The organism is Burkholderia sp. YIM B11467 (assembly GCF_052952715.1).
This window is the reverse complement of sequence record NZ_JBQVSQ010000002.1, coordinates 1,050,222-1,075,002: the sequence shown is the minus strand read 5'-3', so window position 1 is coordinate 1,075,002 and position 24,781 is coordinate 1,050,222. Positions and strand designations below refer to the sequence as shown.

Sequence of the window (24,781 nt, the reverse complement as noted above, 5' to 3'; positions counted from 1 at the left end):
CGGCGCCCGTCGATCAGCGGGTTTGCCGGGAGGCGACCGTGGCCGTCGTCGCGGTCGCGCTGAAGCCGGGCAAATCGGGAATCCGCTGCGCCATGAACTGCAGGAACGTGCGGGTCCGGAGCGGCAGATATCGGCGCGACGCATACACGAGGTGCAGCGCATGCGGCGGAACCATGTCCCACTTCGGCAGTAGCCGGACGAGCTGTCCGGTGTCGATCAGATCCTGGACGAGCCACGCCGGCGCGCTGCCTACCGCGTTCCCGGCCAGAAAGCACTCCCGCAGCGCAATCGAGCTGTTCACGCGATACCGGCCGCGTACCGGAACGGCGACCTTGTCGTCGCCCCGGGCAAATTCGAGTTCGCTTCCGATGATGTCCGCGCGCGCGTAGCCGACGTACTCGTGCGCCACCAGGTCTTCCGGCCGGCGGATCCTGGGCGCCTGCGATACATACGCCGGCGCGGCCACCAGCAGGCGCGGCGACGACGCGATGTGTCGCGCGACGACATCCGGCGGCAGCACGTGACCGAGGCGAATGGCGACATCGACGCCTTCCTCGACCAGATCGATCACGCGATCGGTCAGGTGCAGTTCGACGTCGATCTCCGGCCACACGGCGAGGAATTCGAGCACGAGCGCGTTCAGCCTCAGCTCGCCCAGCCCCAGCGGCGCGTTGACGACCAGCTTGCCGACCGGCCGCAGCGTTTGCCCGCGCACCTCGGCCACGGCGCTGGCGTATTCGTCGAGCACGCGCTTGCAGCGGTCGTAGAAACGGCGGCCTTCGTCGGTCGGCGCGAGGCTGGTGGTCGAGCGTTCGAGCAGGCGGACGCCCAGTTCCTTTTCGAACGCGGCGACGATCTTGCTGATCGTCGGCTGGCCGGTGCCTTCCTCGCGAGCGACCGCCGAAAAATTGCCCAGCTCGATCGCGCGGACGAACACGCGCATGGATCGCAGCGAATCCATCTTATTCCCTTGTGGCATGAACCCTATGCAAGTTTCCCACGTTCCGGCGCAATTGGGCATGACTTAACGTTCGTGAACCTTCAACCCTTGATGAGGAGTCGACATGAACGAGGCAACGCAATCTTCGACACTGGACGGCGCGCACGTCGTGATATTCGGTGGGAGTTCCGGAATCGGTCTTGCCGCCGCGGTCGCCGCGAAGGCGAGGGGTGCCACCGTCACGCTGGTCGGCCGGACCCGCGCGAAGCTCGAGGCCGCCGCGCAAGCGATCGGCGGCGCGCGCATCGCGGTGGGCGATATCGCGGACAGGCACGCGGTGCAGGCCGTATTCGACACGATGACGCGCGTCGATCACCTGGTCGTCACGGCCGGCCGCTTCATCGCCGGCAAGCTCAGTGAGACCGATCCCGATCATCTGCTCGGTGCGATACAGGAGCGTATCGCCGGGCCGGTCTACGCGATCCGGGCCGCGTTGCCGCTGATGCCTGCGACCGGCTCGATCGTGCTGACTGGCGGGCAGCTGGCGGATCGCCCGGCCGCGCAAGGCACGTCCGTCATCGCCGCGGCCGTGCGCGGTGTCGAAGCGCTGGCGCAGTCGCTCGCGCTGGAACTGAAGCCGATTCGCGTCAATGTCGTTGCGCCCGGCTTCGTCGAGACGCCGCTGTACGACGCGTTCGGCCCGGAAGCGCGCGATGCGATCCTGGCGGGAGCGGCCGCGGCGCTGCCGGGCGGCCGCGTCGGGCGCGCCGACGAAGTCGGGGAGGCGATTGCGTTCCTGCTCGGCAACGGCTTCATGAACGCCGAAATCCTGCACATCGACGGTGGCGGCCGGCTGGTCTGAACCGGGCGCGTCGCGTGGCGTCAGCCGGTCGCGCTTGTTTTCGTGCCGCGCGCCGGTGTACGCGGTCCGCGGGCATCGGGATACATGCGCTGGCACACGGCAATGACCGTGTCGCGCAGGCGGCGATGCACGGGGTCGCCGTGCATGCGCGGGTGCCACAGCGCGGAGACGAGGATCGCGGGCAGGCGGACCGGGATCTCGAAGCTGCGCAGCCCGAGGGTTTCGACGAGCCCCGGCGAGAACGCGTTGCCGAGGCACGAGCGCGGCACGAGCGCGATCAGGTCGGTGCTGGCCGCGACGCGCATCGCATCGGGGTAGCTGGGGACGACCACACGCACGGTCTGGTCCGAGCCGGACCGGTTCGCCGACTCGTCGGCCGGTCCGCTGAAATCGCCGAGCTGCGATGCGATCACTTGACGGCAGGCCGCAAAGCGCGCGGGCGTGATCCTGGCCGACGCGAACAGCGGATGTCCGGCACGCGCCACCGCGACGTGCCAGTCGTGACCGAGCATGCGCGTGTGCAGCTCGGGCGCGTCGTCGCCGCGCTTGCCGATTTCCAGATCGACGGTGCCGTCGCGCAGCGCTTGCGGATCGCGGTCGGGCTTGGGCACGAAGCGGATGCGCACGTGCGGTGCGACTTCGCCGATCGCGGCGACCACCGGGCCGGACAGCATTTCCATGAACGACGCCGCCGCGCGAATGGTGAACGTGGCGGCGAGCGTCGCCAGGTCCACGTCGGCCGTCGCCGGCCGCAGCACGGCGCGCGCGTCGCTCGCGATCGCGTGTACGCGGTCGCGCAATGCCGCTGCGTGCGGCGTCGGCACGAGCTTGCGCCCGGCGCGCACGAGCAGTTGATCGCCGGTGGAAAGCCGCAGCCGCGTGAGCGTGCGGCTCATCGCGGACGTGCTCAGGCCAAGCCGGCGCGCGGCGCCGGTCACGCTGCCTTCGGACAGCAGCACGTCGAGCGCGGTGACGAGGTTCAGGTCGATGTCTTCCATGCGGACAGGATACGCCATTGCTCGATCTGGCATGGCGTCTGATGCAACTATCGATTGCATCCGGTGCGTCTGGCGCATGGTTCGGTGCGCGCCTATAGTGGGCGCATCATGCAACCCGGCAAAGGCGGAAACCATGCAATCGACTGAATCAAACCGGAACGCACCCGCGATCCTGCTCGTTGCGGCGTCGCGCGGCCTCGGGCTCGCGATGGCGGAGGCATTTCTCGACAAGGGCTGGAACGTCACGGGGACCGTGCGCGAAGGATCGGGCCGCACGAAGCTGCACGATCTCGCGGACCGGTTCGACGGCCGGCTCGAGATCGAGACGCTCGACATCTGCGAGCCGGTGCAACTGGCCGCGCTGCGCGAGCGCCTGTCGGGCCGGCGCTTCGACCTGCTGTTCGTGAACGCGGGGACGACCAACGATCCCAACGAAACGATCGGCGAAGTGACGACCGACGAATTCGTGCGCGTGATGATCACGAATGCGCTTGCGCCGATGCGCGTGATCGAGGCGCTGCAGGATCTCGTGACCGCGGACGGCCTGATCGGCGCGATGTCGTCGGGGCAGGGCAGCGTCGCGAACAACGTCAGCGGGATGCGCGAGGTCTATCGCGGCAGCAAGGCCGCGCTGAACCAGTTCATGCGTAGCTTCGCGGCGCGCCAGGCCGGCACGCCGCGCGCGCTGGCGCTGATGGCGCCCGGCTGGGTCCGCACGGAGCTGGGCGGGTCCGATGCGCGGCTGACCATCGACGAGAGCGTGCCGAGCCTCGTCGACGTGCTGATCGCGAAGCGGGAGCGCCCCGGGCTCGAGTATCTCGACTATCTGGGGCGGACGGTGCCGTGGTGAGCGGATGCCGCCGCGGCCTGCCGTACCCGGCCGCGTGTGTATGACGTTGTGTACACAACGATGACGCGGCGCGACGACATGCCGCTCGCTGCATCGCACAACCGACTGCGCTTGACACAGGCGCGATGCCCGCCGTAAATTGCGCGGGCAGATCTAGATAAGAGACTATCTGTAAGATGGTCTCTCCATGCGTCGATCGCATCTGCAATGTCGAGCCTCTTACAGAACAAATATACGGAGGCCGATTGTGCAAACGATCGCGGTCAAGCTTCATGGCATTGAAGACGTCATCTCCTTTCTCGACTCACGCCCCGGTATCGCGGGCAGGGCGGGGCTCGTCTGGTGGCTGTCGCTCGGCGGGCTGTTTCTCGACGCATTCTCCAACTCGGCATTGAGCGCCGGCCTCGGGCCGATGACGCACGAATTGCATCTGTCGGCCGCGCAGGTCGCGTGGATGACATCGTTCGCGTCGTGGGTCGCGATCGCGTTCAACCCGATCGGCGGCTGGATGGCCGACCGGTGGGGGCGCGTGCGGCCGCTGATCGCGGCGAAGCTGCTGTCGGTGATCGGCGCGTTGCTGGTGGTGTTCGCACCGGATTTCAATACGATTCTCGCCGGCCGTTTCTTCGTCGGCATGGCGTACGGGATCGACTTCGCGATTGCGATGGCGATGCTCGCGGAGTTCACGCCGGGCCGCCTGAAGAGCCGGCTCAATACCTGGCAGGGCATGTGGTACACGGCCGTCTGCCTGAACCTGCTGCTCGCGCTGCTGTTTCATGCGTGGCAGGTCGGCGATTCGATCTGGCGATACTCGGTCGCGGCCACCGCGGTGTTCGGTGTCGCGATTCTCGCGCTGCAATGCGTGTTCCTCGTCGAAAGTCCGATCTGGCTCGCACGCAAGGAGCGTCTCGACGCAGCGGCACGCGCGATGACGCGCATCTACGGGCAGGCCTTCGTCGCCGCGCCCGCGCATGAACGCACACCCATCGTCAATCCGGCCACCCGCGGCCTCGCGAACGTGCTGCTGATCTTCCGGGGCGTCTACCTGCCACGCACGATTCTGGCCGCGACCGTGCAGATCGGCCAGTCGATCGAATACTTCGCGATCGGCTGGTATCTGCCGCTGATCAGCGCCGCGCTGTTCGGCAAGGACTTCGTCTATGCGACGCTCGGCGCGCTCGTGTTCAACCTGTTCGGGATCGTTGGCGGTTTCTCGTCGTCGACGGTCGGCCGCCGCGTCGGCCTGCGCCGCGCGTCGGCGATCGGGTTCGCGGCGGTCTGCGCGATGCTGGTCGCGCTCGGGTTGTTTCATGCGCACATGCCGCTGTGGCTGTCGGTGGTCGTGCCGTCGCTGTTCATCCTGTTCCACTCGGCCGGCCCCGGCGCGAACGGCAAGAGCCTGTCGTCGCTGTCGTTTCGCGGCGAGCTGCGCGCGGGCGCGAACGGCATCGTCGGCGCGCTCGGCTCGATCGGCGCGGCGCTCGGCCTGCTGGCCTTTCCGCTGTTTCGCGCGCGCTACGGCCTCGAACACACGTTCCTGATTCTCGCGATCGTGCCGTGCATCGCGAGCGCAATCTGCTTTGCGATCCGCTGGGATCCGACGCGCACGACGATCAATCCCGACAACGAACCCGACGCGCCGCACTTCGGCGACGATGCGCGCACCACGTCGGCCTTCCTGAAACCCGCCATCGAGAAAACGCAGCGATGACCGATTCCCGAAACGCCATTCTCGCGATCGACGAAGGTACGTCCGGCACGCGTGCCGCACTCGTCGACGCGAGCGGACACGTGTCGTGCCTTGAATATCTGCCGCTGTCGGTCGAGAGCCCGCGGCCGGGTGTCGTCGAACAGGACGCGAACGCGATTCTCGACAAGACGCTCGCGGTCTGCCGCGCAACGCTCGCGCACGCGCATCGACAGGGGGTGCGCATCGCCGCACTGGCGCTGGCGACCCAGCGCGCGACCGCCGTGCTGTGGGATACGCGGAGCGGGCGCGCGCTCGTACCCGCGATGGTCTGGCAAGACACGCGCCATGCAGCCGAACTCGACCGTCTCGCGACCGACTGGGACCGCGTGCTCGTGCCGCAGGTTGGCCGTCCGGCGGGCGTGCGTTCGCCGTATCTGTGGGCCGTGCACCAGATGCGCACGTCGCAGGCGGTTGCCGACGCGCATCGCGCCGGGTGTCTCGCGTTCGGCACGATCGATACGTGGCTGCTGTGGCATCTGTCCGATGCGCGCGAGTGCGTGACGACGCCGACCAACGCGACATCCGCGAGCGCATACCTGCTCGGCGAACATCGCTATTTCGACCCGTGGCTCGACGCGCTCGGCTTTCCACGCGAATTGCTGCCCGCGCTGCGTGAGGACGCCGATGCGTTCGGCCGCACGCGCGAGGACGTGCTCGGTATCGACATACCGATCCTTTCGTGTGCGGGCGACCAGTTCGCGGGTGCGGTCGGTCTCGGTTGCGTCGAACGCGGCCAGGCGATGTGCGTGCACGGCACCGGCAGCTTTGTCGACCTGCTGACCGGTACGGCGCGTCCCGACGCCGGATCGCACGCCCAACCCGGGCACGCGCACGACGGCACGCTGGCGATGACCGCGCGGCGGCACGGCGGCGTGTCGCATTACTCGCTCGAGACCTTCGTCGCGACGACGGGCTCGGCGCTGCGCTGGGTCTGCGAAAAATTGCGCTGGTTCGACGATCCCGCTCAGATCAGCGCGCTGGCGGGCAGTGTGCAGTCGGCGCGCGGCGTGACGTTCGTGCCGGCGCTCACCGGCCTGCGCGTGCCGCGGATGGAACCGAACGCACGCGCGTTGCTGTCGGGCATCTCGATCGCGACGACGCAGGCCGAAGTCGCGTATGCGGTGCTCGAAGGCATCGCGCATTCGGTCGCATCGTGCATGGAAGCCAACCAGGCGGTGGCTGGAGCCGACGTGTCCGAGCTGATCGTCGGCGGCGGCCTCGCGGGCAGCGACACGCTGCTGCAGATCCAGGCCGACGTGAGCGGCGTGCCCGTGCGCCGGATCCGCGAAGGCGACCGCGCGAGCCTGCGCGGCGCGGCGTTTCTCGCGGGCGCGTCGGGGCTGCTGTGGGATTCGCTCGACGCGGCCCGCGCGACGCTCGTCACCGACGCCGTGTTCGAACCCTCGATCGATGTGGACAGCCGGCAGCGCCGGCGCGCGGCCTGGCATGCGCGGATCGCGTCCGAGCTCGCGCACGCGGCCGATTTCGCTTACGCATAAGCACGGAGAACGACCAGCATGATGTTTTTGCCATCCAGAAAACCGCAGACGGACCGGGCCAGCATGACGGGCACCGAGCCGCTGCGCGTCAACCGCGACGAGCACCTGGCGCGACTCGAGACGGACACGTTCGACGTGCTGATCGTCGGCGGCGGCGTGACGGGCGCGTATGCGGCGTTCGATGCGAGCCTGCGCGGGTTGCGCGTCGCGCTCGTCGAGAAGAGCGACTTCGCGTCGGGCACGTCGTCGAAATCGTCGAAGATGGTGCACGGCGGGCTGCGCTACATCGAGCAGGGCAATCTCGGGCTCGTGCGCCACTCGCTGCTCGAGCGGCAGCGGCTGCGGCGCAACGCGCGCCATCTCGTGCAGCGGCTGCCGTTCCTGTTTCCGGTGATGGAGCGCGAAGGCGTGTTCGACCCGCGTCTCGCGAAAGCCTTCGAGAGCCTGCTGTGGACCTACGACATCGCCGGCGGCTGGCGCGAGGGGATCCTGCACCAGAAGCTGACGAAGGCCGAGGTGCTGTCGCATTGCCCGACCTTCAACGAAACCTACCTGACGGGCGGCTTCCTGTACTTCGACGCGCGCGTCGACGATGCGCGCCTGACGCTGAACCTCGTGCGCACGGCCGCGTTTCACGGCGCGGCGGTGGCGAACCACGCGCGCGTGGTCGAGCTGACGCGCGACGGCCACGGCAAGGTCGACGGCGCGATCGTGCATGCCGACGGGCGCGAGCGGCGCGTGCGGGCGCGCGTGGTCGTGATGGCGACGGGCGTATGGCTGCGCGACTGGACCGGTGCGCGCAAGGGCGATACGGCCGCGTTGCAGGTGCGGCCCGCGAAGGGCGTGCACGTCGCGATCCCGTGGCTGAAGATCCGCAACGACTGCACGGTGACGATCCCGGTGCCGGGTCGCAACCGCCGCGCGACGATCACGCGCTGGGGCAACGTGTCGTATCTCGGCACGACCGACGAGGACTACGACGGCGATCTCGACGACGTGCACTGCACGCGGCAGGAACTCGACTTCCTGCTCGACGGCGCGCGTTCCGCGCTGAAGGTCGACCTGAGCGCGGACGACGTGGTCGGCAGCATCGCCGGATGCCGGCCGCTGGTCGGGCCGCCCGGCGGCAAGACGATCGAGATGAAGCGCAATCACGAGATTCATGTCGCGCCCGACGGGCTCGTGACGATCGTCGGCGGCAAGCTGACGACGTCGCGGCACATGGCGGAGCAGACGATCGATACGGTCGGCAAGCTGCTCGGGCGCCGCACGCGCTGCCGCACGAAATCGGCGTACCTGCTCGGCGCGGCAGGCTACGACCCACAGGCGATCGCCGCATCGGGCGGGCTCGCCGCGCATCTCGGCGAACGCTACGGCACCGAGGCGCGCTTCGTCGGCGACCTCGCCGACGCGACGCCGTCGCTGCTCGCGCCGATCGTCGAAGGGCTGCCGTACAGCGAAGCGGAAGTGCTCTATGCCGTGCGTCACGAATTCGCGCGCAGCGTCGACGACGTGCTGTCGCGTCGCACCCGCGCACGACTGATGGCGCGCGACGCCTCGGCGCGCGCGGCGCCGCGCGTCGGCGCCATCCTCAAGGCGGAGCTCGGCCTGTCCGATGCGACCGTCGCCAGCCAGGTGCGCGACTACGTCGCCGCCGTCGTACTCGAAAAAGCCATCCTCATGGGAGAACACGGATGATCAGCAAGGAAGCCATCAAGCGCGGCTACAACCGCGGCAACTACGTCGTCGGCGCGCATACGCCGCCGCCATATTCGCTGAACCTGCCCGCGTCAGGCGGCGCACCGGCCGAGGCCGGCATGCAGCGCGCGCCGGTCACGGTGTCGCAGCAGCAGGTCGACGCGCTGCGCGCGGTGGCCGACGAGGTGCTCGCGCAGCCGGCCGACGTCGTCGCGTGGACGCGCGACTGGTGGGCCGCATCGATGGTCGCGGAAACGGGCGGCCGGCCCGCGACGCCGCACGCGGTCGTGGTGCGTGTGTCGACGGTCGGGCAGGTGCAGGCCGTGATGCGCATCGCGCACGCGGCGACGATCCCGGTGACGGCGTCGGCTGGCCGCAGCAACGTGACGGGCGCGGCGCTGCCCGTGCGCGGCGGCATCGTGCTCGACGTGTGCGGGCTGAACCGGCTGATCGGCGTCGACACCGAAAGCCAGATCGTCGACGTCGAAGCCGGCATGTTCGGCGACGTGTTCGAGGAAACGCTGCAGCGCGAGCACGGGTTGACGATGGGGCACTGGCCGTCGTCGTTCGGGATCAGCACGGTGGGCGGCTGGATCGCGTGCCGCGGCGCGGGGCAGTTGTCGACCCGCTACGGCAAGATCGAGGACATGGTGTTCGGGATGGACGTGGTCCTCGCGGACGGTAGCCTGGTGACGCTCGGCGGTGCGTCGCGCGCGGCGGTCGGTCCCGATCTGCAGCAATTGTTCATCGGCAGCGAAGGGACGCTCGGCATCATCGTGCGGGCGCGCCTGAAGCTGCATCGGCTGCCCGACTACGGCCGCGCGATCGCGTACGGCTTCGACACGTTCGCGGCCGGCCTCGACGCATGTCGCGAGATCCTGCAGCGCGGCGCGAACCCGGCCGCGCTGCGGCTCTACGATGCGCTCGAAAGCGGCGTGCAGTTCGGGCTGCCCGACACGAACGTGCTGTTGATCGCCGACGAAGGCGCGTGCGAGATCGTCGACGCGGTGACGGCGATCAGCGCGCACGTAGGCGAGGAAAGCGGGCGCAGGCTGGACGGCGACGCGATCTTCGAGAAGTGGCTCGACACGCGCTACCTGACCGGCAAGAGCGCGGAAGGCTTCAAGCGCAGCCCCGGTTTCGTCGCCGATACGCTGGAGATGTGCGGACGCTGGCGCGACCTCGCGGCGATCTATCGCGACGTGGTGGCCGCGCTGCAGGCCGTGCCGGGCACGCTGGCCGGATCGGCGCACCAGTCGCATGCGTATGCCGACGGCGCGTGCCTGTATTTCTCGCTGCGCGGCGACGTCGCGGTGGCCGAACGGGCCGCGTGGTATCGCGCGGCGTGGGACGCGGCGAATGCGGTGCTGATCCAATACAATGCGGCGTTGAGTCATCACCACGGCGTCGGGCTGCTGCGTTCGCCGTACCTGCGCGATTCGCTTGGCACGGCGTTCCCGGTGCTGCAGACGGTGAAGCGCGCGCTCGATCCGAAACACATCCTCAACCCCGGCAAGCTTGGCCTCGGCGACGAGACCGGCCCGCACGTCGACCGGTAAACGTCATGGACAAGTCGCTGGGCGCGCGTCTCGCCCGTCATCCCGTCATCGCCACGCTGTACGGCGCCGAGCAGGCTGACAGCTTCATCGACAGCGCGGCCGAGGTCGGCATCGTCGCGAACGTCGACCTGCGCCGGCTGCAGGCGGTGGTCGCGGCGCTCGCCCGGGCCGGCAAGTTCGTGATCGTCAACATCGACAGTTGCGATGGGCTGTCGCAGGACAAGGGCGGCGTCGAATATCTGGCCGATATCGGCGTCGCAAGCCTCGTGTCGACGCGTGTCGCGACGATCCAGCGCGCGAATCGCGCGGGGCTGATCACGATGCAGAAGGTGTTCGTGACCGACCGTTCGACGTGGCCGCGCAGTGTCAAGGCGATCGAACAGAGCGATCCGAACCTCGTGCAGCTGATGCCGGCGCCGATGCTCGCGTACCTGAGCGAAGCCGACCGGCAGGCGCTGCCGCCGATCGTCGCGTCGGGCTTCGTCGGCAATGCGGACGACGTGCGCAGCGCGAGGCGGCACGGCGCGATCGCGGTGTCGACGAGCGACAGCGCATGGTGGAATTTCGACCCGTCGTCGTGACGGGCCCCGGTCGAACCAGGAGCGCAGCATGAACGAACCTTACCTGCAGGTCATCGCGCATTACTTCGCGAAGCCCGGCAACGGCGATCGCGTGGTCGAACTGCTCGCCGAGCTCGCGCCGGCGACGCGCGCCGAGCCGAAGAATCTCGACTACGCGTATTTCCGGTCGCCGGCGGACTCCGACCACATCGTGATCCTCGAGCGTTACAGTGACGCGGACGGCCTCGATGTGCATCGGGAAACGCCGCATTTCCAGCGGATCGGAATCGGGGCGATCATGCCGTTGCTCGATCGCCGCGACGTGTCGCGCTACATGGTGCAGCCGGACACCGGCACGGCGACGCCACCGGGAGGCACCCGATGAATCCGTTTCAATTCCGTACCGTTCCGACGCAGATCGTCGAATTCGGCGCCGCGCGCCGGCTCGGCGCGTTGTTGCGCGAACGCTTTCCGGCGCTCGTGCGGCTGTGCGTCGTCACCGATGCGTTCCTGCATCGCAGCGGCGTGCTCGCGCCGGCGCTGGAGAGCCTCGTCGCGCACGGCTGGCAGGTGACCGTGATCGACGACGTGATCGCCGATCCGCCCGAGCACGTGGTGCTCGAAGCGACCGAGCGGGCCGTCGCGGCCGATGCCGAACTCGTGCTCGGCCTGGGCGGCGGTTCGTCGATGGACGTCGCGAAGCTGATCGCGGTGCTCGCGCCGGGGCAGCAGACGCTGGCCGACATGTACGGCGTCGACAAGGTCGCGAGCGCGCGGCTGCCGCTCGTGCAGATGCCGACGACGGCCGGCACGGGTTCGGAGGTCACGGCCGTGTCGATCGTCACGGTCGGCGAGGCGCGCAAGATGGGCGTCGTGTCGCCGCATCTGTTCGCGGATGTCGCGATCCTCGATGCCGAGCTGACGCTCGGCCTGCCGCGCGCGGCGACGGCCGCGACGGGCATCGACGCGATGGTGCATGCGATCGAGGCCTATACGTCCGCGCGGCTGAAGAACCCGGTGTCCGACATGCTGGCCGTGCATGCGCTGACGCTGCTGTCGCGCAACCTGCTCGCGGCGTGCGACGACGGCAGCAACCGGCCCGCGCGCGAGGCGATGCTGGTCGGCGCGATGTTCGCGGGGCAGGCGTTCGCGAACGCGCCGGTCGCGGCCGTGCATGCGCTGGCCTATCCGGTCGGCGGGATCTTTCACGTGCCGCATGGGCTGTCGAATGCGCTCGTGCTGCCGCACGTGCTGCGCTTCAACGCGCCGGCCGCCGCGCCGCTGTATGCGGAACTCGCGGCAATCGTTGCGCCGCAGGCGACGGGCAGCGACGAAGCGAGGACGCATGCGCTGATCGACGAGATCGACCGGCTGATAGTCGCGACGGGCATCCCGCGCACGCTGCGCGAGGTCGGGATCGGGGAGAGCGACCTGCCGAGGATGGCGTCGGACGCGATGCTGCAGACGCGCCTGCTCGTGAACAATCCGCGCGAGGTGACGGAAGCCGGCGCACTGGCGATCTATCGGCACGCGTGGTGATGCGGGCGGCATGAACGGTCGACGGGCCGCGGCGCGATGCCGCCGGCCGGGTGCCGTTATTTCAGGTCGCGATCCTTGCAGGTCGGCTCGAGCTCGCCGTCGAAGTACTGATACAGGTGCACGAGCAACTTGTTGGCGCCGACCTTGCGCCCGAGGTAATGCGTGCCTTCCACCGACGTGCAGGTCGAGAACGCGAGCTGCAGCCCGCCGTCGAGCACGGCTTCCGGGCGGGCGCCCTGGCGCACGAAGCGCGCGGTGCCGACCACGCCGAAGCCGCGCGTGTCCGCCGCCACCGACTTCGGCAGCGACAGTGCATACGCGGCGATCGTGCGGTCGTCGTGCAGCGCGTCGAGAATCTGGTTGCCGGGCTTGCCGGCAGGCCCGGTGATCGTCGCGCAGCAGCGCGGGATGCCCTTGTCGTCGTCCGGCAGTATTTGCAGCGACGTGCCCGCCGCGAGGTGCGTGTTCGGCGTGTAGTAGACACCGTCGGCAATCACGCCGACCTGTTGCGCATGCGCGGCGACGGAGACGGAGAGTGCCGCGGCGATCAGGAGCGGACGAAGGGGGCGGATGGGCATGATGGCGGCGATGATACACGTCGTGCGCGATCAGGCGCGCGATGCGTCGGCGCCGGTGGCCACCACGTACGCCGATGCCTGCTTCGTACCGTCCGGCTTCGTCTGCAGGTAGACGCCCTGGATCTCCGGTTCGAAGCCCGGCAGCGCGTTGATCCCGGCTTCGAGCGCGCGGAAGTAGTCGAGCGCCGGGCCGCCCCAGGCTTCGCCGGGCACCACGCAGAAGATGCCGGGCGGATAGGGCAGCGCACCTTCGGTCGCGATCCGGCCTTCGATGCGATCGAGCGTGACGAGCTCGACGTTGTTGCGGATCAGCTCGGTATTCGCGGCTTGCGGCAGCATTGCCTGCTTCGGGAACTGCGCACGCCGGAACATCTGCTTCTGCAGGTGCTTCATGTCGTGGCTGCGGTAGAAATCGTGCATCCGTTGGCACAGCTGCCGCAGGCGCATGGTGCCGTACAGCTCCGGATACGCTTCGCATAGCGACGGAATCGCTTCGCGCAGCGGCGTGTCCTGGTCGAGGTGGCGTTCGAACTGCGCGAGGTGCGCGACCAGATGCTGCAGCTTGCCGAAGCTCTCCGACGGCGTGAGCAGGAACAGGATCGTGTACAGGTCGGCCTTCTCGGGCACGACGCCGTGCTCGCGCAGGTAGCGGGCGAGGATTGGCGCCGGCGCGCCGAACGGCGCGTACTCGTGCGTGTCGCGATCGATGCCCGGTGTCGTCAGCAGCAGCTTGCACGGATCGACGAAATACTGGTTGTCCGCATAACCTTCGAAACCGTGCCAGCTGTCGGCCGGATGGAAGCGGAAGAAGCGCAGGTCGTCGACGATCTGCTCGGTCGGGTAGTCGGCCCACGGGCGGCCGTCGACATGCTGCGGAACGAACGGGCGGATCTGCCGGCAGGTCTTCAGCAGCAGCTTGCGCGCATCGACGCCGTGCGCGACGCAGTCGCGCCACAGGCGCTTGCCGGCCGGGCCCGCGTGCATCTGCGCGTTGACGTCGAGCGCCGCGAACATCGGGTAGAACGGGCTCGTCGACGCATGGATCATGTACGCGTTGTTGAAGCGCCGGTGATCGCAGTAACGCTTCTGGCCTTCGATGTGGCTGTCCTTCTTGTGGATCTGCGACGTCTGCGAGAAACCGGCCTGCTGCTTGTGCACCGACTGCGTGACGAGGATGCCGGGATCGTCGGGGCCGAGCGTCAGCATCAGCGGCGAGCAGTCCTGCATCATCGGGATGAACTGCTCGTAGCCGACCCACGCCGAATCGAACAGGATGTAGTCGCACAGATGCCCGATCCGGTCGACGATCTCGCGCGCGTTGTAGATCGTGCCGTCGTAGGTGCCGAGCTGGATCACCGCGAGTCGGAACGGACGCGGCAGGTCGGCGCGCTCGGGCGCGACGTCGCGGATCGCGTCGCGGATGCGCGCTTCGTCGAGCGCCGCGTTGTCGACGCCGCCGATGAGGCCCCACGCGTTGCGCGCGGTCTCGAGGTAGACCGGCCGCGCGCCGGACAGCACGAGCGCGCCGAGGTGTACCGACTTGTGGTTGTTGCGGTCGAACAGCACGAGATCGCCGGGCGCGAGCAATGCGCTCGTGACGACCTTGTTCGACGTCGACGTGCCGTTCAGCACGAAGTAGGTCTTGTCCGCGTTGTAGATCCGCGCGGCGTTACGCTGCGCTTCCAGCGCGGGGCCTTCGTGGATCAGCAGGTCGCCGAGCCGGACGTCCGCGTTGCAGAGGTCGGCGCGAAAGATCGTCTCGCCGAAGAAGTCGAAGAACATCCGGCCGAGCGGATGATTCGAGAAAAACTGGCCGCCCTGGTGGCCGGGGCAGTCGAACTCGACGTAGCCGCGCTGCACGTAGTCGCGCATGACCTTGAAGAACGGCGGCAGCAAGTTCTCGCTGTAAATATCGGCGGCGGCGGAGATCTGCCGGCCGTAGTAGTGACGGCCGCCGTGCCCGAGCTGGATCACGCCGCTCGCGCCCGGCAGGATCGACGGCGGCACTTCCTGGTCGGGCTCGACCGCGACGAAGAACGGAATCGCGAAGCCGGTTCTTTCAACGGTTTTCTGAACTTTCTGCGCCGCATCGATTCCGACGACGATTGCCGCGATATTCGTGAAATCGGTCTGAAATACGTCGACCTGTTCGTGCGTGGTGAGGAAGGCGCCAATCAGCGCCGGCTCGACTGCGATTTTCAACAGGCTCACGCGAATTCTCCCGAAAATGTGCGGAAGCGGGCGCGGCATTCGTGCCGGTACGCAATCCATGCGTAATCCGGCATGCGCCGCAGCCGATTCAAATGCTCCCGCGAATGCTGAATGCCGAATGCGCTCTGTGCCAGCTGGCCTTGCGCGGCGGGGTGCGGCCGCCACCGGTCAGCGCACGGCGCAGCCGATCCTAGCAACAAAACCCGGCGAGTTCAATCGAGCGGAAATGACAATGTCATTGCAGGGTGAGAATGATCAAGTTATCTCAAATTTAAATGCTGCGGTGCACATGAAAATGATCAAATCATGAAATCCGATTTGAAAGCGACCGACGTTTTCGCCGAATCGTCGGCTTTTCATTGAAAGTCGTCTATGGCATAGTCGGCAGCGAATTGGATGGCGAATCAAACCGGAATTGCGAGCGTCTCATGTCGCCGCCCGTGGCCTGCGTCCGGGTGCTCGCGAGACGAACAACCCCAATGAAGCAACGGAACAACGAGGGCAACATCATGAATACGTCCGTCGGTGGCATCCGTCGTCTTGGCATGCGTGCGCTGCTGGTCGACGACGAGATCACGCAGGAAACGGCAACGGGGCGCGCGGTCCGCACGCTGAGCGCGGAGCTCGTGCAACGCGACATCGACGTGCTCACGGCGACCTCCGCCGACGATGCGATCGTATCGATCCGCTCCGATCCGTCGATCCAGTGCGTGCTGCTCGACTGGGATCTCGGCGTGGCCGGCCCCGGGCCGTCCGAGTCCGTGGTCGACGCGATCCGGCAACGCAATGCCAACGTGCCGATCTTCCTGCTGGCCGACCGCAGCGTCGCGTCGACGGTGCCGGCCACGGTGATGGGCAAGGTCGACGATTTCGTTTGGCTGCTCGAGGATACGGCCGACTTCATCGGCGGGCGCATCCATGCGGCGATCGAACGCTATCGCGCGACCGTGCTGCCGCCGATGTTCGGCGCGCTCGCGAAGTTCTCGCGCGTCTACGAATACTCGTGGCATACGCCCGGCCACACGGGCGGCACGGGCTTCCTGAAGTCGCCGGTCGGCCGCGCGTTTTTCGAATACTTCGGCGAAGCGCTGTTCCGCTCCGACCTGTCGATCTCGGTCGGCGAGCTCGGCTCGCTGCTCGACCACTCGGGCCCGATCGGCGAAAGCGAGCGCTACGCGGCGCGCGTGTTCGGCGCGCACCGCACGTATCACGTGACGAACGGCTCGTCGACGTCGAACCGCATCATCCTGATGGCGAGCGTGAGCCGCGACCAGATCGCGCTGTGCGATCGCAACTGCCACAAGTCGGCCGAGCATGCGATGACGATGTCGGGCGCGATCCCGACCTACCTCGTGCCGACCCGCAACCGCTACGGGATCATCGGGCCGATCGCGTCCGAGCGCCTCACGCAGGCGGCGATTCGCGAGGCGATCGCATCGAACCCGCTCACGGCCGGGCTCGCCGATCGCCAGCCGAAGCACGCGATCGTCACGAACTCGACTTACGACGGCCTGTGCTACNAACCCGCTCACGGCCGGGCTCGCCGATCGCCAGCCGAAGCACGCGATCGTCACGAACTCGACTTACGACGGCCTGTGCTACAACGTCGCGCGCGTCGAGGAGCTGCTCGGCGCGAGCGTCGACCGCCTGCACTTCGACGAAGCGTGGTACGGCTACGCGCGTTTCAATCCGATCTACCGCGACCGCCATGCGATGCACGGCGACCCGCGCGACCATCATGCGGACCGGCCGACGGTGTTCGCGACGCAGTCGACGCACAAGCTGCTGACCGCGCTGTCGCAGGCGTCGTACATCCACGTGCGCGACGGCCGCAACCCGATTCCGCATGGCCAGTTCAACGAAACGTTCATGATGCACGCGTCGACGTCGCCGAACTACGCGATCATCGCGTCGAATGACGTCGCGGCCGCGATGATGGACGGCCCCGGCGGCGAAACGCTGACGCACGAGTCGATCGAGGAGGCCGTTGCGTTCCGGCAGATGATCGCGCGGATGAGTGCCGAGTACGCGGCGAAGGGCGACTGGTTCTTCGAATGCTGGCAGCCCGACACCGTGCTCGAGGCGCGCACGGGCCGCACGCTGCCGTTCCATGATGCACCGCCCGAGCTGCTCGCGAGCGACCCGTCGTGCTGGGTGCTGCGCCCGGGCGCGCAATGGCACGGCTTCGGCAATATCGAGGACGGCTACTGCATGCTCGATCCGATCAAGGTGTCGATCGTCACGCCGGGCGTCGCGCCGGCCGGCGGCCTGATGCCGGTCGGCATCCCGGCGAGCGTCGTGACCGCGTATCTCGATGCGCGCGGGATCGTCGTCGAGAAGACGACCGATTTCACGATCCTGTTCCTGTTCTCGATCGGCATCACGAAGGGCAAGTGGGGCTCGCTCGTCAGCGCGCTGTGCGACTTCAAGCGCGACTACGACGCGAACCTGCCGCTCGACCTGGCGATTCCGTCGCTCGCGAAAGAGCATGGTTCGCGTTATGCGGGCATGGGGCTGAAGGACCTGGCCGACACGATGTTCGCGGCGATGGAGCAGCTCGGCACGACGCGGCTGATGTCGGAGGCGTTCTCGATCCTGCCGACGCCGGAGATGAGCCCGGTGCGCGCGTACGAGCATCTCGTGCAGGGCCGCGTCGAGCAGGTCACGCTCGACGAACTGGCCGGGCGCACGGTCGCCACCGGCGTCGTGCCGTATCCGCCGGGCATTCCGCTGCTGATGCCGGGCGAGAACGCGGGGCCGGCCGGCGGCCCGGTGCTCGGTTACCTGAAGGCGCTCGAAGCGTACGACCGGCGCTTCCCGGGCTTCGCGCACGACACGCACGGCGTGGAAGTCGAGGACGGCACGTACCGCGTGTACTGCCTGAGTGCCTGACCGGGCGAACGAGCGACCGGCCGCGCGGCGGCCTCACATCGAAGGATCGACATCATGGAAAACGCAGCGCGCATGACCGACGCGGCCCCGGCGGCCGCGCCGAAGAACCGGATGAATGTCTGGCAGCTGACCATCCTGACGGCAGTCAACATGATGGGCTCCGGCATCATCCTGCTGCCGTCGAAACTCGCACAGGTCGGCACGATCTCGCTGCTGTCGTGGATCGTCACGGCCGGCGGTTCGCTCGCGCTGGCCTACGCGTTCGCGCGTTGCGGGATGCTCAGCCGCAAGCCGGGCGGGATGGGCGGCTACGCGGAATACGCGTTCGGCAAGGCCGGCAACTACATGGCGAACTACACGTACGGGCTGTCGCTCGTGATCGCCAACGTCGCGATCGGCGTCACGGCGGTCGGCTACGGCACCGTGCTGTTCGACGCGACGCTGACGCCGCTGCAGACGGGCCTCTGGACCATCTTCCTGCTCGTGCTCACGACGGTCGCGAACTTCGGCGGCTCGCGCATCACCGGCCGGATCGGCGCGGTGACGGTGTGGGGCGTGATCATTCCGGTCGTCATCGTGTCGCTGATCGGCTGGTTCTGGTTCAGCGGCGCGACCTGGGGCGCCGCGTGGAATCCGCACAACCTGCCGTTCGGGCCGGCCGTCGGCGGCTCGATCGCGGTGACGCTGTGGGCGTTCCTCGGGCTCGAATCGGCGTGCGCGAACTCGGACGCGGTGGAGAATCCGGAGCGCAACGTGCCGATCGCCGTGCTCGGCGGCACGGTCGCGTCGGCGATCTTCTACATCGTGTCGACCAACGTGATCGCGGGGATCGTGCCCAATGCGATTCTCGCGGCATCGAACGCGCCGTTCGGCATCGCGTTCGCGACGATGTTCACGCCGACGGTCGGCACGATCGTCACCGCGCTGATGGTGATCGCGTGCATCGGCTCGCTGCTCGGCTGGCAGTTCACGGTCGCGCAGGTGTTCAAGAGCTCGGCGGACGTCGGTTACTTCCTGCCGGTGTTCGCCCGTGCGACGCGCACGGGCACGCCGATCGTCGGCATGGTGATCCTGCTCGTCGCACAGGTCGCGCTGGCGCTGATGACGATCAGCCCGGAATTGAGCAGCCAGTTCCAGAAGATCGTCGATCTCGCGGTCGTGACGAACCTCGTGCCCTACGTGATGTCGATGGCCGCGCTGATCACGATCCAGAAGGTCGCGAAGGTGCCGCCGGCCAAGGCGCTGCTGACGAACGCGATCGCGATGGTGGCCACCGCGTACAGCTTCTATGCGCTGTTCAGTTCGGGCGAGCAGGCGCTGATGCTCGGCGGCCTGTGCGTGTTCCTGGGCTGGACGCTGTTCGGTTTCGTCAGCGCGCGCTTCTACCAGATGGAAGTCGACGCGCACGTGAAGGAGCCGGGGAAGTCGCTGCAAGCGTGACTGCCGGTGGCTGTCGTCGTTAGCGGTGGCGCTGCGTCAGCAGCGGCGGGATTGCCTGCTTCAGCAGATCGACGACGGCCCGCACGCGCGGCGGCAGCGGCCGCTGCGCATGCACGAGCGCATTGAGCGCGAAATCGGGGATCGCATACTGCGGCAGGAGCCGGACGAGTTCGCCGCGCGCGAGCGCGTCGGCGCAGGCCGGGTGCTGCACCACGCCGATGCCGCCGCCGGCCACGATCGTGTCGAACATCGGGCGCCAGTGGCTCGTGGTCATGACCGTGCGAATCCGCGCGTGCTGGACCGCGCCGCCGTCTCGTTGCAGCGGCAACTGCTCGTTGGCGAAGACACCCTTCACGCGAATGAACGGATGGGCGGCGAGATCGGCCTGCGTGTCGAGCGGGCCGTGCCGGTCGAGATACGACGGCGCGGCGACGAGTACGCGGGCGACCTCGCCGAGCGCATGCGCGACGAACCCGCCGTCGTTGAGTTGGCCGACCCGGATCGAAATGTCGACACCTTCGGTGACCGGATCGACGATGTCGTCGTTCAGTACGAGGTCGATGTGCAATTCCGGATACGCGGTACGGACCTGCATCAGCACGCGCGGCAGCACGACCTCGCCGAAACATTGCGGTGCCGCGAGCCGGATCGTGCCGTCGAGCGCGCGTTCCGTCTTCGATACCGACGCGACCGCCACCTCGGCCGCGTCGAGCAGCGCCTTGCTGCGCTCGTAGAAGATGCGGCCTTCTTCCGTGCAGGTCAGCGTGCGCGCACTGCGCAGCAGCAGACGCGTGCCGAGATGTTTTTCGAGTCGTTCGATGCGCTCGCTGACGGCCGGCTGGCCCATGTCGAGATCCCGCGCCGCGCCGGACATCGTGCCGCGCTCCACGACCCTGACGTAGATGCGCATCGTCGCCAACAAATCCATGTAGTCGCGCCTGTTGTCTGCTTGTGTCTGCTGGTCCGGTTCCCGGCCGATAACGACGGTCGTCGACGAACGACGACGCGTGCCGGAGCGTGTTCCGCTCGACCGATGGTACCAAAGCATCGTCGGCCTGACGGTGCGGGTTGGGCCGATACTGACTATCGGTTCGAAGCCGGCCGGTGCCGGCGGGCATGCAGTGTGCCGAATCCGCGTGCGTTCAGCGGCGTCGTGCGCGAAAATCGGCTTCCGCGCGACCGACAGGAGACAGCGACATGACGCAACAGGACGAAGCCGGGCGCACGCGATGCGTCGCATGGCAGGTCGTGAAAACGTGGCAGTCGGCCGAATGGTGCCGGCTCGTGGAGTCGCGTACGGGAATCGACCTGTCGGGTTCGGTGTCGGGTGCGATCGACGGCACGCCGTTTCGCATCGACTACGCAATCGCATGCGGCACTGACTGGCTCACGCGCTCGGCGCGCGTAATCCGGTGGGTCGGCACGCTGCCGCCGCAGCAACTGGACATCGCATGCGAAGGAGGGCGCTGGACGATCGACGGTGTCGACACGCCGGCGCTCGCGGGCGCGACCGATATCGATCTCGGTTTCAGTCCGTCGACCAATACGCTGCCGATCCGGCGGCTCGCGCTGGCCGTCGGCGATTCGGCGGCGATCCGCACCGCGTGGCTGCGTTTTCCGGATTTTGACCTCGTGCGCGGCGAGCAGCGTTATACGCGCACGGCGCCCCACGTGTATCGCTACGAAAGCGGCACGTATGCGGCCGATATCGCGATCGACGAAGCGGGCCTCGTCACCGACTACGACGAATGGCGGCGCGTCGGCGCGGCGCCCGCGGCGTAACGCGTCACATCGAAATTCGGCGGCGTATCAGCGCGCGCCGGCAACCGTCAGCTTGCCCGGAATCAGCTTCAGCGCGCTGAACGCGTCGGCGATGTTCTGCTGATACGCGACCGTCGTATCGGTAATGGGCTGCACGCCGTAGCCGGCGCGCTTGAGTGCGATTTCGAGCGTCGGCGCGTCGAGGCCGACGAGCGGTGACAGTTGCGTGGCAACCTCGGGAATGTGATCGCGCGCCCAGCGATCGGTCGCGTCGACTTCGTCGAGCAGCGCGCGCAGCACCTGCGGCTGAGCGGCTGCGTACTTGCGCGCGGCGAGGTAGTACTGCGTGTTGCGCACGAGCCCGTCGCCGTTCGCGATCACACGCGCGCCGAGTTGCCGCTCGGCGGCCGCCAGATACGGATCCCAGATCACCCACGCATCGACGTTGCGCTGCACGAACGCGGCGCGCGCGTCGGCGGGTGTCAGGTAGATCGGCTGGATGTCGGCATACGTGAGGCCCGCATGTTCGAGCGCCTTCACGAGCAGGTAGTGAACGTTCGAACCCTTGTTGAACGCGACCTTCTTGCCGCGCAGTTGCGCGACGTTGCGGATCGGCGAATCGGGCAGCACGACGATCGCCTCGCCCTGCGGCGCGGGCGGCTCGTTGCCGATATAGACGAAATCGACGCCGCCGGCTTGCGCGAAGATCGGCGGCGTTTCGCCGACCGTGCCGACGTCGATCGCGCCGGCGTTCAGCCCTTCGAGCAGTTGCGGGCCGGCCGGGAATTCGAGCCATTGCACCGCGACGCCCTGGCTCGCGAGACGCTTCTCGAGCGTGCCACGCGCCTTGAGCACGACGAAGTTGCCGTATTTCTGAAAGCCGACGCGCAGCCGCGTGCTATTGCCGTCGGCCAGCGCGGGCCGGGCCGCGAGCGGCCCGAGCGCGAGCCCGGCCAGCCCGGCGGCCGCGCCCTGCAGCCACTGGCGGCGGCGCGGGTTTGCCGGTGTCGTTTCAACGTCTGCGTGCGGTGTGTCGTTCATCGGAGCGTCCTGCGTGCGGGTTCACGGGCCGCGCGCGAAGGCGCGGCCGGCGCAGGACTTGGCCGGATGCGGGCGACGCACGCAACGGGCCGGCCCGCGCCGGATTCAGGACGATACGGCCGCGCGTGCCGGCGGCCAACCAATGAATGCGCATATGCAAATCAGCGGCGCTCAATCGGTGCCGGTGGCGCTTTCCTCGATCGAGTCGACGCGGTCCGGATAGAACGCGAGGTGCCCGCGAATCGCTTCGACGGCCGGATACGGATGCTCGTACGTCCACACGGCGTTGGTCGCGCGTTCGCCGCCGGCCGGGATCGAGTAATACGCGCAGTCGCCCTTGTACGGGCAGTAGGTCGAATGGTCCGTGCGCTGCAGCAGCGACATGTCGGCGTCTTCACGCGGGACGTAGAGCACGACCGGGTAGCTGGCTTCGCGCAACGCCAGCGCGCGGCGCGTATCGACGACGACCTTGCCGGCCACCGTGACCACCACGCGCGACGGATGCGGTTCGATCGTGATCGGATGATCGGGGCCCGGCGATTTGACGGGACGAGCGGGCGTATCGGGACTGATCGACATCGTGTGTCCTCCAGGAATCGGCGGCGCGATGGCGCCGGGCGGATCCCGGCGCGCCCGTGCCGGCGTTTGCCAGCCGATACGATGCGCCAATTCCGGAGAGTCTGCAGGGGGCCGGATTGACGGCGATCGACAGCACGCGACAGAGTGGCGCGACAGGGCTGCCGGGCAATCCCCCGGCGCTCGCGTGGACATTTTCATGCACGGGCAGCGGGATGCATCCCCGGCGATAAGCAACGCCGAATTTATTGGTAAGCGATCGGCGGGCGGCGCGCGAAGATCGGCCGTCGTCATTCGCATGACAGCCATCGTCCTTTCTCTCCGCCACCATGAAGAACGCTTTCGTTTCGTCAGCCGCGCGTCGTGCGCGCGGCGCACCTCATGCCGTTGCGGCACTGCGCTGCATCGCCGCGGCGCTGTTGCTCGCCGGCGCGGCCACGCAGGCGCTCGCCGCGCCGACCGGTAAGACGCTCGTGTACTGCACCGAAGGCAGCCCGGCCGGCTTCGATCCGGGCCAGCACACGACGAGCACCGATTTCGACGCGAGCACGTACACGATCTACAACGGGCTCGTGCAGTTCAAGCGAGGCACGCTCGATCTCGAACCGTCGCTCGCGACGAGCTGGGACGTATCGCCCGACCAGCGTACGATCACGTTTCATTTGCGGCGCGGCGTGAAGTTTCAGACGACCGCGTGGTTCAAGCCGACGCGGCCGTTCCAGGCCGACGACGTCGTGTTCACGTTCCGCCGGATGCTCGATCCCGATGATCCGTTCCGCAAGGCCTACCCGGTCAGCTTCCCGTACTTCAGCGATCTCGGTTTCGACCGCAACGTCGAGCGTATCGAGAAGATCGACGACTACACGGTGCGCTTCGTGCTGAAGTCGCCCGACGTCGTGTTCGTGCGCAATCTCGCGATGGCGTTCGCGTCGGTCCTGTCGGCCGAATATGCGGCGCAGCTCGCGGCGCGCCATCGCGAGGCCGACATCAACCAGTTCCCGGTCGGCACGGGGCCGTTCCTGCTGCGCACGTACCAGAAGGATGCGCTGATCCGCTACGACGCGAATCCCGACTACTGGAAACCGGACGACGTGAAGCTCGCGCGCCTCGTGTTCGCGATCACGCCCGATCCGGCCGCGCGCCTGCAGAAGCTGGTGGCGGGCGAGTGCCAGGTGTCGGTGTTTCCGCGGCCGGCCGATCTCGACACGGTGCGGCGCGACCCGAAGCTGACGCTGTTTTCGGGGATGGGCTTCAACGTCGGTTTCGTCGCGTACAACACGCAGCATGCGCCGCTCGATCGCGTCGACGTGCGGCGCGCGCTCGACATCGCGATCGACAAGACGGCGATCGTGAAGACCGTCTTCAACGGCGACGCGAAGATCGCGACGAACCCGATGCCGCCCACGCAATGGTCGTACAACCCGCGCCTGAAGGATGCGCCGCGCGATCCGGCCGCCGCGAAGGCGCTGCTCGCGCAGGCCGGTTTTCCGAACGGCTTCGACCTGACGCTGTGGGCGATGCCGGTGCAGCGGCCGTACAACCCGAATGCGCAGCTGATGGCGCAACTGATCCAGCAGGACTGGGCGAAGATCGGCGTGCGCGCGAAGATCGTCAGCTATGAATGGGGCGAATACAACCGCCGCGCGAAGCACGACGGGCAACACGACGCGATCCTGTACGGCTGGTCGGGCGACAACGGCGACCCCGACAACTGGCTCGGCACGCTGCTCGGCTGCGACGCGGTGCACGGCAGCAACCTCGCGAAGTGGTGCAACCAGGATTTCGAAAAGCTGGTGAGCGCGGCGCGCGCGAACGGCGATGTCGCGAAGCGCACGGCGCTGTACGAACAGGCGCAGGTCGTGTTCAAGGATCAGGTGCCGTTCACGCCGATCGCGACGTCGATCGTGTCGTTGCCGGTGTCCAGGCGCGTGCACGGGCTGACGTTCTCGCCGCTCGGCGGGCACCGGTTCGACGGCGTGTGGCTCGATTGACGGAAGGGCCGGCGCGCTCGCGCGCGCCGGTGCCGG

The 24,781-nt window shown here is 67.8% G+C and carries 19 protein-coding genes and 1 pseudogene; 13 read left to right on the top strand and 7 right to left on the bottom strand.

The genetic code is table 11. The features are described 5' to 3' along the window. Positions 1-13: 13 nt before the first annotated feature. On the bottom strand, positions 14-961 hold the full coding sequence (locus ACTRWB_RS11930; RefSeq protein WP_446902050.1) for a LysR substrate-binding domain-containing protein: 948 nt from the start codon (positions 959-961) through the stop codon (positions 14-16). A gap of 103 nt (positions 962-1,064) precedes the next feature. Between ACTRWB_RS11930 and ACTRWB_RS11925 the strand changes: the two genes are divergently transcribed. Continuing rightward, entirely contained in the window at positions 1,065-1,802 is a 738-nt protein-coding gene (locus tag ACTRWB_RS11925; protein ID WP_446902023.1) for an SDR family oxidoreductase, read from the top strand. A gap of 20 nt (positions 1,803-1,822) precedes the next feature. Here the strand turns inward: ACTRWB_RS11925 and ACTRWB_RS11920 are convergent, their stop codons facing one another. Then, entirely contained in the window at positions 1,823-2,800 is a 978-nt protein-coding gene (locus ACTRWB_RS11920; RefSeq protein WP_446902049.1) for a LysR family transcriptional regulator, read from the bottom strand. A gap of 133 nt (positions 2,801-2,933) precedes the next feature. Here ACTRWB_RS11920 and ACTRWB_RS11915 point away from each other — a divergent pair, with 133 nt between their 5' ends. The 8 genes from ACTRWB_RS11915 (at position 2,934) to ACTRWB_RS11880 (ending at position 12,255) form a co-directional block, all read left to right on the top strand. After that, positions 2,934-3,650: an SDR family oxidoreductase gene (locus tag ACTRWB_RS11915; protein ID WP_446902022.1), complete on the top strand. Its 717-nt coding sequence runs from the start codon at positions 2,934-2,936 to the stop codon at positions 3,648-3,650. 247 nt (positions 3,651-3,897) lie between these two features. After that, positions 3,898-5,361 carry an MFS transporter gene (locus ACTRWB_RS11910; RefSeq protein ID WP_446902021.1) on the top strand — a complete coding sequence of 488 codons (1,464 nt, stop codon included), beginning with the start codon at positions 3,898-3,900 and terminating at the stop codon, positions 5,359-5,361. Next, positions 5,358-6,899 carry an FGGY family carbohydrate kinase gene (locus ACTRWB_RS11905; protein ID WP_446902020.1) on the top strand — a complete coding sequence of 514 codons (1,542 nt, stop codon included), beginning with the start codon at positions 5,358-5,360 and terminating at the stop codon, positions 6,897-6,899. Before ACTRWB_RS11910 ends, ACTRWB_RS11905 begins: the two co-directional genes overlap by 4 nt. 18 nt (positions 6,900-6,917) lie before the next feature. Beyond that, positions 6,918-8,597, top strand: coding sequence for an FAD-dependent oxidoreductase (locus ACTRWB_RS11900; protein WP_446902019.1), 1,680 nt, complete (start codon positions 6,918-6,920; stop codon positions 8,595-8,597). Continuing rightward, positions 8,594-10,156, top strand: a complete 1,563-nt coding sequence (locus ACTRWB_RS11895) for an FAD-binding oxidoreductase (protein ID WP_446902018.1) — start codon at positions 8,594-8,596, stop codon at positions 10,154-10,156. Before ACTRWB_RS11900 ends, ACTRWB_RS11895 begins: the two co-directional genes overlap by 4 nt. A gap of 5 nt (positions 10,157-10,161) precedes the next feature. Beyond that, a complete protein-coding gene (locus tag ACTRWB_RS11890) occupies positions 10,162-10,737 on the top strand; it encodes a glycerol-3-phosphate responsive antiterminator (protein ID WP_446902017.1) in 576 nt (191 codons plus the stop codon). Between the two features lie 28 nt (positions 10,738-10,765). Continuing rightward, positions 10,766-11,101: a putative quinol monooxygenase gene (locus ACTRWB_RS11885; protein ID WP_446902016.1), complete on the top strand. Its 336-nt coding sequence runs from the start codon at positions 10,766-10,768 to the stop codon at positions 11,099-11,101. After that, positions 11,098-12,255, top strand: coding sequence for an iron-containing alcohol dehydrogenase (locus ACTRWB_RS11880; protein WP_446902015.1), 1,158 nt, complete (start codon positions 11,098-11,100; stop codon positions 12,253-12,255). The genes ACTRWB_RS11885 and ACTRWB_RS11880 overlap by 4 nt, the downstream gene beginning before the upstream one ends. 56 nt (positions 12,256-12,311) lie before the next feature. Here the strand turns inward: ACTRWB_RS11880 and ACTRWB_RS11875 are convergent, their stop codons facing one another. Further along, complete coding sequence (locus ACTRWB_RS11875) at positions 12,312-12,833, bottom strand: hypothetical protein (RefSeq protein WP_446902014.1); 522 nt, start codon at positions 12,831-12,833, stop codon at positions 12,312-12,314. 30 nt (positions 12,834-12,863) lie between these two features. After that, a complete protein-coding gene (locus tag ACTRWB_RS11870) occupies positions 12,864-15,044 on the bottom strand; it encodes an ornithine decarboxylase (protein ID WP_446902013.1) in 2,181 nt (726 codons plus the stop codon). 509 nt (positions 15,045-15,553) lie between these two features. On the opposite strand from ACTRWB_RS11870, the pseudogene ACTRWB_RS11865 reads away from it, so the two are divergent. After that, positions 15,554-17,936: pseudogene (locus ACTRWB_RS11865) on the top strand (Orn/Lys/Arg family decarboxylase). A 54-nt stretch (positions 17,937-17,990) separates the two neighbouring features. Next, the gene (potE, locus tag ACTRWB_RS11860) at positions 17,991-19,376 is read left to right on the top strand and encodes a putrescine-ornithine antiporter (RefSeq protein ID WP_129516982.1); all 1,386 of its coding nucleotides are present in this window, start codon (positions 17,991-17,993) and stop codon (positions 19,374-19,376) included. A 19-nt stretch (positions 19,377-19,395) separates the two neighbouring features. Here the strand turns inward: potE and ACTRWB_RS11855 are convergent, their stop codons facing one another. Then, complete coding sequence (locus tag ACTRWB_RS11855) at positions 19,396-20,304, bottom strand: LysR family transcriptional regulator (protein ID WP_446902012.1); 909 nt, start codon at positions 20,302-20,304, stop codon at positions 19,396-19,398. Positions 20,305-20,573: 269 nt separating this feature from the next. Between ACTRWB_RS11855 and ACTRWB_RS11850 the strand changes: the two genes are divergently transcribed. Then, entirely contained in the window at positions 20,574-21,158 is a 585-nt protein-coding gene (locus tag ACTRWB_RS11850; RefSeq protein WP_446902011.1) for a putative glycolipid-binding domain-containing protein, read from the top strand. A gap of 27 nt (positions 21,159-21,185) precedes the next feature. Here ACTRWB_RS11850 and ACTRWB_RS11845 read toward each other — a convergent pair whose 3' ends face one another. Together ACTRWB_RS11845 and ACTRWB_RS11840 are read right to left on the bottom strand one after the other, a co-directional pair. Next, positions 21,186-22,178, bottom strand: coding sequence for a sulfonate ABC transporter substrate-binding protein (locus ACTRWB_RS11845; RefSeq protein WP_446902010.1), 993 nt, complete (start codon positions 22,176-22,178; stop codon positions 21,186-21,188). A gap of 171 nt (positions 22,179-22,349) precedes the next feature. Further along, complete coding sequence (locus ACTRWB_RS11840) at positions 22,350-22,757, bottom strand: DUF427 domain-containing protein (protein WP_446902009.1); 408 nt, start codon at positions 22,755-22,757, stop codon at positions 22,350-22,352. A 326-nt stretch (positions 22,758-23,083) separates the two neighbouring features. Between ACTRWB_RS11840 and ACTRWB_RS11835 the strand changes: the two genes are divergently transcribed. Next, complete coding sequence (locus ACTRWB_RS11835) at positions 23,084-24,745, top strand: ABC transporter substrate-binding protein (RefSeq protein ID WP_446902008.1); 1,662 nt, start codon at positions 23,084-23,086, stop codon at positions 24,743-24,745. Positions 24,746-24,781: the final 36 nt, after the last annotated feature.